At 35.5% G+C, this 14,786-nt stretch carries 12 protein-coding genes and 1 pseudogene; 6 read left to right on the top strand and 7 right to left on the bottom strand.

Going from position 1 to position 14,786, the window contains the following annotated elements:
* Positions 1 to 14: 14 nt before the first annotated feature.
* The 6 genes from G9F50_RS05725 to G9F50_RS05700 all read left to right on the top strand — a co-directional run bounded on the left by G9F50_RS05725 (position 15) and on the right by G9F50_RS05700 (position 7,428).
* The gene (locus G9F50_RS05725) at positions 15 to 1,160 is read left to right on the top strand and encodes a tyrosine-type recombinase/integrase (RefSeq protein WP_060561621.1); all 1,146 of its coding nucleotides are present in this window, start codon (positions 15 to 17) and stop codon (positions 1,158 to 1,160) included.
* Positions 1,153 to 1,497 (top strand): helix-turn-helix domain-containing protein, encoded by a 345-nt coding sequence (locus tag G9F50_RS05720; protein WP_079891060.1) that lies wholly within the window; start codon positions 1,153 to 1,155, stop codon positions 1,495 to 1,497. The genes G9F50_RS05725 and G9F50_RS05720 overlap by 8 nt, the downstream gene beginning before the upstream one ends.
* A gap of 11 nt (positions 1,498 to 1,508) precedes the next feature.
* Positions 1,509 to 2,774: a tyrosine-type recombinase/integrase gene (locus G9F50_RS05715; protein ID WP_060561622.1), complete on the top strand. Its 1,266-nt coding sequence runs from the start codon at positions 1,509 to 1,511 to the stop codon at positions 2,772 to 2,774.
* Between the two features lie 66 nt (positions 2,775 to 2,840).
* Positions 2,841 to 4,970, top strand: a complete 2,130-nt coding sequence (locus tag G9F50_RS05710) for an AAA family ATPase (RefSeq protein ID WP_060561623.1) — start codon at positions 2,841 to 2,843, stop codon at positions 4,968 to 4,970.
* The gene (locus G9F50_RS05705) at positions 4,960 to 6,720 is read left to right on the top strand and encodes a UvrD-helicase domain-containing protein (protein ID WP_060561624.1); all 1,761 of its coding nucleotides are present in this window, start codon (positions 4,960 to 4,962) and stop codon (positions 6,718 to 6,720) included. The genes G9F50_RS05710 and G9F50_RS05705 overlap by 11 nt, the downstream gene beginning before the upstream one ends.
* A 105-nt stretch (positions 6,721 to 6,825) precedes the next feature.
* Complete coding sequence (locus G9F50_RS05700; protein WP_060561625.1) at positions 6,826 to 7,428, top strand: hypothetical protein; 603 nt, start codon at positions 6,826 to 6,828, stop codon at positions 7,426 to 7,428.
* Positions 7,429 to 7,968: 540 nt separating this feature from the next.
* Here G9F50_RS05700 and G9F50_RS05695 read toward each other — a convergent pair.
* The 7 genes and pseudogenes from G9F50_RS05695 to G9F50_RS05665 all read right to left on the bottom strand — a co-directional run bounded on the left by G9F50_RS05695 (position 7,969) and on the right by G9F50_RS05665 (position 14,760).
* A complete protein-coding gene (locus tag G9F50_RS05695) occupies positions 7,969 to 8,238 on the bottom strand; it encodes a hypothetical protein (RefSeq protein WP_060561626.1) in 270 nt (89 codons plus the stop codon).
* 301 nt (positions 8,239 to 8,539) lie between these two features.
* Entirely contained in the window at positions 8,540 to 8,749 is a 210-nt protein-coding gene (locus tag G9F50_RS05690) for a bacteriocin-like WGxF protein (RefSeq protein ID WP_060561627.1), read from the bottom strand.
* A gap of 13 nt (positions 8,750 to 8,762) precedes the next feature.
* The gene (locus G9F50_RS05685; protein ID WP_060561628.1) at positions 8,763 to 9,383 is read right to left on the bottom strand and encodes an ATP-binding cassette domain-containing protein; all 621 of its coding nucleotides are present in this window, start codon (positions 9,381 to 9,383) and stop codon (positions 8,763 to 8,765) included.
* Positions 9,380 to 11,545 (bottom strand): DUF1430 domain-containing protein, encoded by a 2,166-nt coding sequence (locus G9F50_RS05680; RefSeq protein WP_060561629.1) that lies wholly within the window; start codon positions 11,543 to 11,545, stop codon positions 9,380 to 9,382. The genes G9F50_RS05685 and G9F50_RS05680 overlap by 4 nt, the downstream gene beginning before the upstream one ends.
* A 199-nt stretch (positions 11,546 to 11,744) precedes the next feature.
* Positions 11,745 to 13,346 (bottom strand): annotated as a pseudogene (locus G9F50_RS05675) (YndJ family protein); the annotation flags it as partial.
* Positions 13,340 to 13,948, bottom strand: coding sequence for a DUF4166 domain-containing protein (locus tag G9F50_RS05670; protein ID WP_060561630.1), 609 nt, complete (start codon positions 13,946 to 13,948; stop codon positions 13,340 to 13,342). The pseudogene G9F50_RS05675 and the gene G9F50_RS05670, both read right to left, overlap by 7 nt.
* On the bottom strand, positions 13,945 to 14,760 hold the full coding sequence (locus G9F50_RS05665) for a hypothetical protein (protein ID WP_060561631.1): 816 nt from the start codon (positions 14,758 to 14,760) through the stop codon (positions 13,945 to 13,947). The genes G9F50_RS05670 and G9F50_RS05665 overlap by 4 nt, the downstream gene beginning before the upstream one ends.
* Between the last annotated feature and the right edge of the window lie 26 nt (positions 14,761 to 14,786).

Genomic DNA, 14,786 nt, shown 5'->3' with positions numbered 1-14,786 from the left:
GAGGGAAAGCTATTATGAGTAAAAGTAGCTCGTTTAAACTTATTAGTTCTACTTCTTCTAGCCGACCTCAAAATTCAGAGAATAAAAATATAATAGACTATTCAGAGGTGAAAGGAGACCATAAAAGAATTATTGAACATTATTTAATTTCAAAGAAGCTCAGAAACCACTCTCCAACAACAATTAAAGGTACATCAAGTGTACTTAGAAGGTTCTTTGATATAGTCAGAAAACCTTGCTGGGAAATAACAATTAATGATGTAAATGATTATCATAGTGGCTTAATTGATGCAGGTCTTTCTCACTCTACAAGAAGAGGATATATTAACATCATTACCAACTTCTATAACTTTTTTATCGATCATCCAGAGATTCCACAAAGTTCTCTTGAACTACAAGCTGGAAAACAGCTTGAAAGAGCTGATATTAAATATAATGTTAAATTAATACAGCCTGTAGACAAGTGGTTTGTTCAAAAACATGTAACCGATGATATAGCAGTGGAAACTTCAATTCCCTCAAAAGATAATATGCGAAGTTTTTTTAAAACATTACGAAATAGTGCATTGACTTCTGTCAAACCCCTTGTTATTAATAGAGATTATGCAATGTTTAGGTTGATGTACCACACTGGACTTCGATTAAGCGAATTAATGATGCTTGATGTTAGAGATATTAGTTTTGAAAGAGGAACTATACATGTTCGTTACGGAAAGGGCTCTAACGGTTCCGGCAAAAAAGAGAGGTGGGTACCGGGTTCTTTATATAATCTTGAAAGTGTTCTTTCAATTTATTTAAAACAAGTCAGACCACATTTTTTAAATGCAGAAAAAGAGAAAGCCCTCTTTTTATCCGAACATGGAAAACGTATTAGCACAACTACTATCAAAAATAGACTCATAGAAGCTCTCCAAAAGTGTGAACAAGAAAAATTATTCATCCCTCACTTTACATGTCATGATTTTAGAAGATCATTCGCAACACATTTTTACGAAGAAAATCCGACTAAAATAGAAGCCATTAGACACATACTTGGACACTCTCTTCTAGGAACTACACAACGTTATTTAAAACCAAGCAAAGAATTTCTGAAAGAACAGCTTGATGATGTTACTAATGGAAATTTCAATAAATTAATAGGAGATATCAACAATGATTAAATGGCATCTAAGACAAGTCATGGCCGAGAAAGGTATTTGGACAGGTCAAGAGCTTTTAAATGCTCTAGAAAAAAAAGCAGGAATTATAATTTCACATACTGCAGCCATGCAGTTAATAAAGCAAGAACCTAAAGCAATACGCTTCCAAACTCTAGATGCTTTATGCCAAGCATTAGACTGTAACCCTTGGGACCTAATTGAATACAAAGCAAATCAAAAAAGTAAACAAGATAAACAAGTAGCAGGAGAAAATTACGAAGCAATTAGACCTTATGCTAGAAAGGCAAAAATTGATGAGGCACCTAAAAATAACATATATCCAGAAGAGGATTTTTAGGAGGAAAAAAGATGGGCAAATGCTTGAACTGCATTAACTGTGGTAAAAGTTTAAAACGCTATGGTAGACTTTGCAGAACATGTGAAACTGACAAACTCATGACCAAGAAATATATACTATTCAAAGAAAAATTCACATCTTCTACAGATGCAAAACATTCTTTGTTGAATAGGTTTATGTTATACCTAGATTCGGTTTATGGTGACCAAAAGCGTGAAATAGCGACTAGAGTACAATCAATTCACAGTTGTATGGAGGATGAAAAAAAGAAGCTGATATTAAAAAAGAACTGGAATATTAATGACCTTGTGGAACTCGATATTTATAGACAGAATTTATCTGTAGCCAAAAGAACTGCAATTTATCATCTTATAGAATTCTTAAAAAACGAATTTCAATTAAAAGATGATTGGAATGAAACTCTATTGTTAAAAACAGTGGAAGAAATACCTGCAATATTTAGAGAAATCACACACGATTATTTATACTTCTTAAAAGAGAAAAGGGAATTAAAACATTGGACAAGATATCAAATAAGTTTTAATTTAAAATATTTTTTTGAATTTATTCATGATAAAGATGTATCAAGCCTTACACAAATCCAAAGAGCTCATATTATTGAATACTTGACTTACCTAAAAAAGAAAAATTCGCAAAAAACAGTTTATACACGTTCCCGTGAATTAGATTCTTTTTTTAAGTGGGCATACGACAATAAAAAAGTATTCGTCAACCCGCTGAAGAAATTAAATGTGAATTACTTTCATCAGACATCTGAAGCATTAACCACTGAAGAACAAAAAGAACTAATTTCACAGTGGCTACATCCTGATTGCGACCCCTTAGAAGCTTCTATTGGTTTATTAGCAATAGTTTACGCATGTTCACCTCTAGAAATCTCCAACATAAAATTAGAAGATTTAAGTACAAATCAAATAAACTTTTCCAATCGCTATGTTCAAATTGAAATTCCTGTTAAAATCACTACAGTCCTAAACCGATATTTAGAATGGAGAGAATACTTTATTAAAGGAGCCAACAGTGATTATTTATTTGTAACAAGACGTTCATATAAATTAAATAAACCCGTTAGCTCTACATTTATTTTAAACAAACTTCGTCCCTATAACATCAACACAAGAACACTTAGAGCAACTAGATTAATTAATATCGCTCAAACGGGGAATGTCAAAATTCTTGAAGGAATGGGGCTGTCTTATGAAGGAACAAGGCCTTATCTAAAGGCCGCATCACATAAACTTAAATTAGATAATTGAAATATATAATTGGTATATAATTATTCAAATTAAATTATAAATCGGGTATTAGAGAGGGGTTTTAGCTTGTTTATCTCAGATGTGACAGTGCGAAACTTTCGGAATTTCAGCAATGCAACTTTTTCTTTTGCAAGAGGTGTGAACTCTTTAATTGGTGAAAACGGTTCTGGAAAAAGTAATATCTTATATGCTATGAGACTTCTTCTTGATGGTAATCTGCCACAAAGAGCATCAGTACTTACAGAAGACGATTTCAATAGAGATTTAATAGATTGGAGAGGTCACTGGATTATCATTCACCTTACATTTAAAGATATTTCAAAAAATGAATTAGGTTCCTTTATGGCCCATAATATATCATCAGTTGATTCAAAAGATGATAAAGGAACGTACACTTTCTATTTTAGACCAAACTTTAAAATCAGAAATTCATTATATGAGCTTTCAAAAGATCCTGAAAAAAATGAAGATAAGTTTGAAGAACTAAAAACAAAAATAACCATTGATGATTATGAATCCATATTTACATTTCGAGGCGAAGCAAATTTTGCAGATGAAAAGGTTTATGAGAACATTATAGGGAATTTCAGCAAAATTGAATTTCCAGATCCTAAAAATGATGATAAGCGACTGATTGGAGAAACCACGTCTTTTATTACTTCAATGCGCAAAGAGATGGTATGTACATATATTAAAGCTTTGCGAAATGTAGTGAACGATTTGAAAGGCCGAAAAAGCCCCCTTCTAACTCTTTTACGCGGCGAAGCGAAAGAGTTAGAACTCAGTGAAATAAATGAGATGAAAACAAAGATACAAGAATTAAATAATTTAATCGGTACAATGGATGAGATTACAGATTTAAGCACAAGAGTTAGTAAAACTCTTGAAAATACAGTGGGTTTTACATATGCACCATCAGTGGCAATAAAATCAGAATTCCCTGAAGATATAAATAAGATCATGCAATCTTTAACTCTTTGGATTGGGGATGGATTTAATAATAAATTTGATGGAAGGATAGAAGACTTAAGCCTTGGTGGTGCTAATTTAATCTATATGACTTTAAAGTTATTAGAATATGAACTTAAGCAACCCAGAGAAGAGAAAATCGCTCATTTTTTACTTATTGAAGAACCTGAAGCGCATGTGCATAATCATATTCAAAAAACTTTATTTGATAATTATCATTTTGAAAATACACAGGTTTTCGTCACAACACATTCTACTCAAATATCATCTGTCAGCAGAATAAGCTCTATGAACATTCTTTTAAAAAATGATTTAAAAACCCTAGTTTGTCAGCCAAGTAAGGGCTTATTAAAAGATGAATGTAAAAAAATTGAGAGATACTTAGATGCCACCAGAAGTAATCTACTCTTTGCTAAAGGTGTGATTCTTGTAGAAGGGGATGCTGAGTTGATTTTGATACCTACAATGTTTCAAAAAGTATTTGGCTTAAGTTTAGATGAAATTGGTATCAGTATTATTAACATGAGTAGTGCTTTTTTCAAACATATAGCCAACTTATTTCATGATGACAGAATTCACCGTAAATGTGCAATTATCACAGATTTAGACCGTTCAATAAAAAAGCTTCCTAATGATCCTAAAATGGATACACCTCTTCAAAAGAAGTATCGTTCTTCACAAAAAAAGGGATTTCAAAGAAGGGAATTTTTAAACGAATTTTGTTCGAATAACTGTTGGTTAAAGCCATTTTATGCTGAGCATACTTTTGAAATAGATACGTTCAAAGATAATCTAAATTTGATCATTGAAACATTAACAGAGGTTTATAGTCAGAAAATGAAAATTGCAGAAAAAGAAAATAAATTGAAATCGAGTAACTTAGAGGAGGTTTATGAAACAATTTTACAAGTTGCAGAGAAAGAAGGGAAAGGTTGGTATTCATTGATGTTATCGGAAAAAGTAGAATTCGATTTCTATTTTCCACAATATATTCTTGCTGCCATTTCATTTGCTTCTTCTCATCTTGATGAAAGACACTTACAAAAAATGATGTATTATCGTTTAAGTGAAGGGAAAAAGTTCTCTCAACAAGAATTACTAGACCTAGATAAAAAATTTCAATCTGAAAAGGAACGGCTCTCTAAACTATACGATATATATTCCACTCATTTTTCAGATCCAAACGACTCTTTTAATCGTTTGAAGGGTTTGTTAGATGATGAATGATATCCTTAAAGGTCTAAATAATGAACAAAAAAAAGCAGTACTTGCAACAGATAATGCTCTGGTAATTGCTTGCCCAGGAAGTGGGAAAACTAGGGTTTTGACCAGAAAAATTGCTTATGAACTCAATCAAATAACATCCTCTAAACAAATGATTGTAGCATTTACTTTCACAACTAATGCGGCTGAAGAGATATACTCCCGAGTTGAAGAAATGGATTTGTCTACTGAAAATCTTTGGATCGGTACTTTCCATTCTTTTTGTTCTCAATGGATTATTAAACCTTATGGAATGTACCATAATGAATTAAACTTGGGTTTCTCTTATGCTACAGATTACTATCAAAATAAAGTTCTAAAAGAAATCAAAGCAGAAAGTGGATTGAAGTTTTTTGATAACGTGAATACAAAATTTAATCGTGCAGGAGAATACACAAATAAAATTCATAAATTTAACGAAGTAGCCAAGTTATATCATCAAAGATTAAAAGAAGAAAAATTAATTGACTATAACCAAATCATCTACTTTTCTTATCAATTAATAAAGACACACCCTAAGATTTCAATTAATTTATCCAATTTGTTTAAGTATATCCTTGTAGATGAATACCAAGATACTCAGGATTTACAATACGGAATAATTGGTGAGATTATTAAAAATTCACATGGAAAAAGCAAGCTCTTTATGGTCGGTGATCCTGAACAAAATATATACTCCAGCATAGGAGGAATAGCAAAAACTAAAGATGAAATTCAAAAAGATCTTGGTGATAACAAATTAGTGGAAGTAAAACTCAATGGAAATTATCGATCTACACAGAGAATAGTGGACTTTTGCAAATCATTTCAGTTAGAACAAAGAGAAGTTGTCTCATTAGCAGTATTAAAAAATTCACGTGGAATAATAACTTTTGATGATAAGATACATTCTAATGAGGTTACAGATGAAATTGCTAATCTTGTAAGGTCTTATATTACTAAGGGACATGCCCCTAACGAAATTTGTATCGCAGCACCTCAGTGGTTTATGTTAAATCAAGGTGTAAGAAAATTAAAACAAGCTTTACCTGATATAGCTTTTGCTGCACCTGATTTAACACCACTTCCTAAACAAACGGATAATTTTTATTCGAAGCTCTCTAGGATCTTATGTACACCATCGTCACCTAAAATGTACCTGCATAGACTAAGATGGTCAAAAGAAATTGTTGAACAATTAAATGAAACTTGTAACTCTTCTTGGCCAAATAACAAATCGTCTTGCATTAAACTTTTAAACTTAATGAAGAGATGTAAGTCACACCAGTCAAACATAAGAGAATACTTAGAGCAATCTTTTGAAATGATCATGGTGGAATTAAATCTAGATTTCTATACATATCCTGATTTAGCATTAATGTATCAACTCTTTTTTGAACAATTAGATGAGAAACTGAAAATCCCAGAATATCCACAAGATATAAATTCAATATTGAATTTGCATGAGCCAAAAACAGGAATCGCGATTAAATCTTTTCATGGTGTAAAAGGTGAGGAGTATGAGACAGTAATAGCATTTGGTTTACTTGAAGGATATATTCCACATTGGAATGAGATAAGTGATAGAACCGTATCAAAAAGACTTCTATACGTTTTATGCTCAAGAGCAAAAAAAAATTTACACCTTTTTTCAGAAACAAACAGATGTACTGGTAAGGGTTATCCTTATAAAACGAATAGGGAATTAAAAAATGTAGAATTTGAATATGATTAAAATGAAAAAGGCGATAAGCACTGAACCATGTAAAATTAATTCAAATATGCAAATAATCATGACAAATATTTTTCAATCATAATTGATTTATACTGGAGGAGTTACATGAGAATTGAATTACCCACACTAAACCAAAAGTTATTTATTAGTGGAAAGTATGAAGACATGGCATACATTGGAGTCTCAAATCCTATAAAGCATATGGACTTAATAGCTGAAGGTTATAAGCTAGCTGCTGATAATTTAGTTGAAAACTGCCTTGAAAATCCAAGTATGCTTAAATCTAAAGACAGTCAAATTTATCCCATAATTTTTCTATATCGTCACTATCTTGAGCTCCGTTTAAAACAGATTCATCTAGTCTACAATAAAAAATCAGATCCAAAGAAGCTGAACCATAGCTTAATAGAAAACTGGGAGAAAGCAAAACCAGTTATTGAGAAGGTTTTTAATAAAGAAGAAAAAGTAGATGAAGTAATCCAAGCTACGGAGAATTATATCAAGGAGTTTGCTGAAAAAGATGACAATTCATACGTTTTCAGATATTCATTTGAAAAGATGAAGAAAAACCAAACTAAACTTAAGAGTTATTATACTTCAGAGCTCAGAATCGACTTAAAACACCTTAAAGATCGAATGAATGAATTAGAAGTGCTTTTCTATGGTTCAATTGCAATTTTAGAAAACCATGAAGAGTTATCTTATTAGCTGCAATAATATAATAAGGAATCAACTGCAAGTTTATTTGGCTGGCTCACATACTTAGGAGGATTCCACTGAAAATCGAAGTTCAAGAAGAAGGTTTGTTAGAAATCCAACAAATACTTATTATTGCCTTTCGTTTTGTAAAAGGTGGTCCAAGTCCAAAACCTGAAGATGATTTGTATAAATCAGTTCAAAGTATAGATCGTATGATAAAGACAAAAGATTAAAATTAGTCATTAAATGAAATTCCAGAAAAAATCAGCTGTAATTCGCATGCTGATTTTTTCTTACACATTATGAATTAATGGAGGACTGAAGAACATGGTTATAAAACAAGAAACAGCTCAAGTAATAGCAAATTTTCAATACAACCAAAACTTAAACTCGGGCTCTTTTAGTTTACATAATATATATTCTAGGAAGTTGAATAGTGAATAAAAAATTTTGTCTCATTATCCTAAGTATACTTAGATATTGAGACAAAATGAGAAAAATAGGACTTATTACGATTTATCTTCGCTATATACTATGAATAAGACTTCTTCATTCATATACGTAACAAACTCCGCCTTCTGTAGTTACACACTCAAAATCTTCCCAATAATATTTTCCTTCACTGTCTCTAAAGAAAATTCTAACAGTATCATTACCAAGCCATCTGTATTCTTCAACCTTATCATCAAATTGTTTGTTTCGAATTGGTATTAAATTTCCTGGTTTAGTTGCAGCATCAGCTGCTTGTGCGCCAGATAATAGCAAGGCCCCCACCAGTGCTGTAGCTCCTGCTATCTTTTTGAGTTTACTTGTCAACATTTTTATTGCCCCCTTTTGATTTGTTGCCTGCTGCTTACTCACTTAGCAGGCAATCTGATTTTATCACCTTGCAAGAGGGAAATTTGTCATATTTTGTAGATGAGAGTATTATTTTTGGAAAAAACACAAAATTATGGCGATTCTTTTCCATTCTTGAATTCTGAAACTTTTCGAAGGGCTTCTGATAGCGATCCTTTTTGCAAATATGCTTACATAAAAAAACCGGCGTGTTGGCCGGTCCTTTCTTCTAGAACAACATGTACCCTTATTGATACTTCGTGAGGAAGCATTAAAGCCTTTATTAAGCCTCGTAATTTCTGCTGTTTGAACCTAAATTCCTAAAGAGTAAAGAAGAAAGCAGAGCTAGTACAAAATAAACAACTACAAATCCGCCCCAGAAGATTACTGCTTGATCAAAAGGTAAACTAAACATTCTAAAAATTATTCTGTGTACCCCCCCGGTAATAATGACCAGGATGCTTGCTGATAACGCAAAAGTAATGTGTTTCAATTTAAACCTCTCCTTATGAAAGATTAATAACTCTGTCAGACCCATTGGCGATTTCTTGATCGTGAGTAACACAAATAATCGTTTTCCCCATACCTTTTAACTGATGAAATAAAGACAAAATAATGCTTTTGTTATATTCGTCTAAGTTTCCTGTCGGTTCATCAGCCAGGATAATATCACAAGGCTTCAAAATAATTCTTGCGATGGCCACACGCTGCTGCTCTCCGCCACTCAGCTGATAGACCTTTTTCTTTAAAAAGCTTTTATCAAGGCCGACCATTTCTAATGCTTCTGTCAACTTTTCTTTCTTGAAATCTTTTGCATATGCCGTAGAAAGCAGTAAGTTTGTTAATACTGTTTCGTTGTCCATAAGCACGTAATTTTGAAAGATATACCCTAAGTTTTCTCTCCTTAGTTTCATCACCTCTGTAGGTTTAGGGTTTCGAAAGCCTAAAATTTCAACATCCCCTGAGTGTGGAGTATCAAGAAGACCTATGATATTTAGCAGGGTAGTCTTCCCTGAACCGCTCTTACCAACAATTGAAACAAATTCATTTTCTTTTATCTGAAGAGAGAAATTCGAAAGAACAGATTTTTCATCAAACGTCTTTGATATGTTGTTGAGTGTAATCATATTCTATCTCCTTTTAAGATCTTATTCATGTTTTTCCTGTTTAAATAGACACTCAGAAAATAAAGAATAAGCAGCTCGATTACAATAAACAGCGCGATGAAAATTGTTAATTCGAAGATTTTGTAATAAATACTGCATCCTAAACCTATAAGGCAATTGGTTAAAAGGGAAAAGATGATTAAATTTTTATTTCTAGCCCAATATGAATATCCAAAAAGCTCTTTAAGGTACAGCCGATATGCATTTGCGCTGTAATACGACCAAATATAAGCGACAAGAAAGGCTGCGGACAGGATAACCGTTATTGTTAGGCCAATTAAATTCTGTAAGAATTGATTCTGAATTCTTGCTATATTGTCGCTTAACTCTTGATAAACAGAAATTGATGAATCAATTAGATCTCTGGTATTGGTCTTCTCCAAATAAGGAACTATGCGATCATCCGCCATGCCTTTTGAAGAATCTGAAAAGAATAAACATGAGGTTGAGTAAGCACCTATAACAGATGGATCAACGTTATCTGTGAAAACAGCAGCTATTGGATCAACAATGTTATTCTTATTGCCGGCATCACCAAGTTGACTATTAAAGGTGAAATACTCCTGCCTATTTTTAGTATAAATGATGTTGATTTTCAATTCATCTTTTTTAAGTGTGTTTAGAGGTTGCTTAATCTCCTTGTTATACATATTATCTAATTCAACTTTGTCAAAGAAAAACTGATCCCTGTATGCAGCTATTATTTTTTCTTTATATTTTTCATACTTTTGTGGAACAAGCAGGTTCAATGTATTTGAATCAACCCTTAATTGCTTTTGGCTTATGGCTTCCCCATTAGCACCGATAATGGAATTCACCTTTAAATAATTAGGGCTGATTGTAATACTTCGTCCAGAAGGGGAATAAATTTCATTTTTCTTTGTCGTATTTAAGGTATAAAAATAAACAGGTTTTTTCCCGTCTTTTCTTAGTAAACCATAGTTTTGTGCATCAATGACAAACGCATTTTTATGCTTCTCTAATTGATGATACAACGCGCGAACTCTAACATTTTTCTCCCTGTCTAATTTTAAATCACTATAGTCTATCCCGGTATTTGCAAAGCTTGTCTTATAAGTGTTTTGTGTCTTTTTCCAGTACGATTGATTATCAAGCTGCTGTTTGAGATCGAATACGTTAGAAAGTGAAAACGCAACAATATTAAAAAGCAATATCGTGACAACAATTTTAAAGCCTACAGATAACCATTGGAATTTTTTAATCGGTGTGCTGCCTTTGATCGAACCACTAATGTCGCTGTTGTTATACAAGACGAGAGTAACAATGATGGTGTATACCATCATGATAAGCGCACCAATCACCGCGTTCCTAATGTAAATTCTAAGATATGCAGCCAGCCAGTCATTTAAACTGAAAGGAAAGGTTAGCAAAGCCACAATAATTGCACCGCAAAATATGATTATAATTAGAGGCTTCAAAAACATTGCTGGGTAAGAAAGCAGTGTTTTAACCTTGGAATACCCCCATAACTTTTGCAGCAGAAGCCGTTTGCGATTTTTAATTACAAAATAAAGGACACCAATAAACAAAATCAGCATAGAAAGCAACACCAGCATAAGCAAAGTTTTGTTAAACATAAAAGCAGTATTCTCAGTGATGTCCTCATAACTTACTTCACCATAGTCAGCAAAAAGGTTTTGTGCTTTCTCCAATACCTTGTCATCGTTAGATGAAATATAAAATTTGCTTCCTATGCCTATATTCTTTATTTGATTGAAGTCAAAATATCTGATTTCCCATGTTGACAGCGGAAAAGAAATGCTGCCGATCATCTTCTGCTCTGAATGGCCTCTTAGAAAATTTGACACAAGTTTATTGCCGTTATGTATTGATGGTTCATTTTCAGGGCTTGTAGAATAGATGTTTAAGCTCTTTTCATCCAAGAAATTGTATTGAGAAATGTTCACTTTGTTTTCTTTGGAGAAGGCGACCAATCTCTTTACAAAGTCCTCACTTTTAAATTCTGAAGTATAATCGATTATCAATGCTTCTTTATTGGAGAATAAAGTGTAATAGATTTGTTTGTTAAGAGTGTAATGATAGCTTGACATATTCATTGAGAGCAAAACCAGAATGAACAATATGTAGATTGTTTTCTTCATTGGACAGCCTCCATAAAAAGAAATCCGGTGCTGTCTTGTATTCAAGTTTGACCACACCGGAAGGAAAATTAAAAAATCACTTTGCTATCGTTTTCTTTATTTTGTATCCCAAAAAGCCTTGTTTCCAAAAAGGGTTTGATACACGGCAGCGTAGGTATACCCTTCGTCTTTTTTCTTCCATTCGGTTACCCGCGGAAGCATGAGTGATCCGATAATGCACAGTTAAAAATTTCAGTCCGAACAGCCACATATGATGAACGGCCTTCAGGCTGGTTTCGCTCTGGGCTGAAATAAGAAATGTCTCTGCCAGCGGAAGATGACACGTCCCCCATTTCGTCTGCAGATAAATCCCTTCATCACCCGCTCCGCTTTTTCGCCGTCTGCTTGTCAAAATAAGATTCTGCTTACGCGCATAAGGCTTTAAAATGCCCGTCATTTGACCGTACGGCAGCGGAAGAGAGATATTCATGTATCCTTCCCCTTTTGCCCTGTACGCTGAATACAGCGCAGTAAAAACGGTTTCCTGCTTTTCATTTGTTCTGATCCACGCACGGACATTTTTTCTGCCGTCTTTGTCAGAGTCAACTCCTATAATATCACTGTGCATGATATACCAATCCGGATTCATGGACAGGTGAATCTGCCCCGCTCTTCTGCTGAACGGCTCGTACACGCGCGCGAACGGACGAAACCATCCGCTCCACGTCACTTTTGCCATGATGTCATAATCAATTGTCTCTTCATAAAAGGAAATAACGGCCGGCGCCAGTTTTTCAGTTGAAAAGTCTTCAGAATGCAGTTCTCTCATCTGATCCAGAAGGCCGGTATAATGGATGTCATTTGCTGCATGAATATCAGTCAAAAAGTCTTTGCCTATCGTTCTCTTCCCGTAAATACGGCTGAACGTTCTTTCGCTGCCCTCATCAAACAATCTCGGATTTTCTAACCTCCACCCCGCCAAAGCCGGCAGGATAACGCCGAATGCATTGACGGCCCCGTGAATCCAAATCATCTGGCTGATCGTGAACGTTGCCTCCTCGCGGTAGACACCGTACGAATATATCAAAGATAAAGCAATTGTGATCATTAACACAGCCGAAGAACTCTTGATCAAGACCCTGCCTGTTTTCGTAACAAACGGCGCCGTAAAGACGAGATATGCATTTACATACAGACCCGCCAGATACAGAGCGACAGCAATCACATCAAGTGTCTTTGAAAATGTTATCCCCAAGGCAATAAGGATCGGCGAAATCAAAATAATGACCGTGCTCCATCTGTAAAGAACCCGTTTCTCCCGTATGATCCTGCCGAGCAATCCGTTAAAGATCGGAATGAGAAAAGCGGAATAGTGAAAGTGCACCGCCGTCAGCAGAACGATAAGCGGGCCGAAATTCATGACGGGAATCTCAAGGACATATGCGAAGAACCAGAATCCGCCCCCGGCCAAATAAATGAAACCCGCCATAACAGACATCTCTTCAGTTCTGTGAATATTTGTTTTCATCAGCCGCCAGACAGCATACAGTGCCAGCCCAAGCGTATAAATGAGCCACACAACGGCAAAAAAACTGAAGTCTGTGACAAGCGCAAGCACCGCACATAAAGCGGCAACAGGATAACTCCGTAATAACACATTCTCTAAGGTCTTTGACGGCCGAAAAGCAAAATCGAATACAGCGGGAACGAAAAAAAGTACGGAAAATAAAACAAACGTCTCAGCAGCTGATATATGCGGAGCTTCAGCCGCCGCAAATCCCAAAAAGCAAATCACGCTTACCATGAGATGACGCTTCAGCATGTTTCCCCCTCTGTTTCACGGAAAGTCCCCCGGTAAGAGAAAAGCGTGCCGAGTATCCGGTTTTTCACATGAACCTTTATGCTGAAGCAATTCATTTCCTCATCATAAGCCTCATAAACGGTTGAACTGCCGCACAGCCATGCCGGAAGCGGGATTTTCTTTCCGACTATCAGGAGCCACTGCCTTCCGGATGTAATAACAAGCCCTCCGTCTGAAGACGCTTCTAAATGCAGTTCAGACAGTAGGATGCGGGGTTTGCCGAAGTAATCAAGAATTCTGTTTTCCCGCTCATCATATTCCATGACGGCATCAAAAAAACGCGTTTTGCTTTTAAAGAAAAAGGTACGATTCCATTCCACGCCATTTTGCCTGTTTTTGTTTTCGATAGTGAAAGGGATATCGTTTCCCCTCTCTGAGAAAAAACATCTGAAAAAAACACCTGTCTTTAAAAGCATTCTGACAAGAAAAGAACCTCCCTTTATTTCTGACATAACTCCTTCTCCGCAAAACGTGCGTGATCCGTCAAATCTGTACCGTTTCTGCAGCATCGGGTGCAGTGATTGATAATGAGTAATCGCTTTTTCATACATTGAATCCGTCATTTCACTTCTCTCTTTCGTTTTGTATGCCAGGCGCTCGGCAGCTTGGGCTTAAGAATCATTGCGGCTATCGTAAGCACTCCTAATGAGATCACGAATCCGCCGCCCGAATATAGCAGTGCCGTTACACAAAAGAAGACTGACTGCCCGGTGTGAATCAGCCACTTTCTCCGCATGGGAAGCAGCCATAATACCCCTAACCCTGTCTCCAGCGCTCCCCTCACGATCTCTGCATCGGCACAGCCATCATGAAAGCCTTGAAAAAACCAATACAGACTGAATACGAGACACATAAAGACATAGACAAACCCGAAACGGACTGATATCTTCGGATGTCTGTTTTGTTCTATCCAAAGCCGCAACGCATCAAAGCTCCATGCGGTAGCCCAGCTTAGCAGAGGACGAAATAAAAACCGGTCTATCCAACTTCCCGGCAGACCGCGGGCCGTTTCATATTGATATTGAGTCAAAAATGCGGTTTGTCCGTTATCCCGCTCTATATACTTCCAGTAGCCACTGCCTTCTTTTATAAGTGACAGCGGATGATCAGAGGCAAAAGCGAGCGAAGACACTCTTTCTGACGAGCGAGGCCTTATGTCACCTATTGATTCGCCCGTGCCGGATACCTTCAGCCCAAAACCGATTCGTGTTTCATATAGAAATCTCTGCGGTTCATCTGGCAGCCTATGAAGATATGTAATGTCAGAAAACCGCAGATCCCATTCCTTATGAAGATGCGGGTTTTGCGTATATTCCCAAAGCGTTTCTATATCAGATGCAATATTGATTTCGACATATATCGGCTTCTGTTTCATGCCCCCTCCTCTTCCCTTCTTTTGTA

It is taken from the genome of Bacillus sp. EKM206B (assembly GCF_011066015.1).
GTDB classification, from domain to species: Bacteria; Bacillota; Bacilli; order Bacillales; family Bacillaceae; genus Bacillus; species Bacillus velezensis.
Note: the sequence above shows the minus strand (reverse complement) of the source record. Positions and strands in the feature narration are given on the sequence as shown.

Excerpts from the sequence above, each read along its gene's own strand:
- G9F50_RS05725 (WP_060561621.1), top strand. The coding sequence starts at position 15 with ATGAGTAAAAGTAGCTCGTTTAAACTTATTAGTTCTACTTCTTCTAGC.
- G9F50_RS05720 (WP_079891060.1), top strand. The coding sequence starts at position 1,153 with ATGATTAAATGGCATCTAAGACAAGTCATGGCCGAGAAAGGTATTTGG.
- G9F50_RS05715 (WP_060561622.1), top strand. The coding sequence starts at position 1,509 with ATGGGCAAATGCTTGAACTGCATTAACTGTGGTAAAAGTTTAAAACGC.
- G9F50_RS05705 (WP_060561624.1), top strand. The coding sequence starts at position 4,960 with ATGATGAATGATATCCTTAAAGGTCTAAATAATGAACAAAAAAAAGCA.
- G9F50_RS05700 (WP_060561625.1), top strand. The coding sequence starts at position 6,826 with ATGAGAATTGAATTACCCACACTAAACCAAAAGTTATTTATTAGTGGA.
- G9F50_RS05695 (WP_060561626.1), bottom strand. The coding sequence starts at position 8,238 with ATGTTGACAAGTAAACTCAAAAAGATAGCAGGAGCTACAGCACTGGTG.
- G9F50_RS05685 (WP_060561628.1), bottom strand. The coding sequence starts at position 9,383 with ATGATTACACTCAACAACATATCAAAGACGTTTGATGAAAAATCTGTT.
- G9F50_RS05680 (WP_060561629.1), bottom strand. The coding sequence starts at position 11,545 with ATGAAGAAAACAATCTACATATTGTTCATTCTGGTTTTGCTCTCAATG.
- G9F50_RS05670 (WP_060561630.1), bottom strand. The coding sequence starts at position 13,948 with ATGACGGATTCAATGTATGAAAAAGCGATTACTCATTATCAATCACTG.
- G9F50_RS05665 (WP_060561631.1), bottom strand. The coding sequence starts at position 14,760 with ATGAAACAGAAGCCGATATATGTCGAAATCAATATTGCATCTGATATA.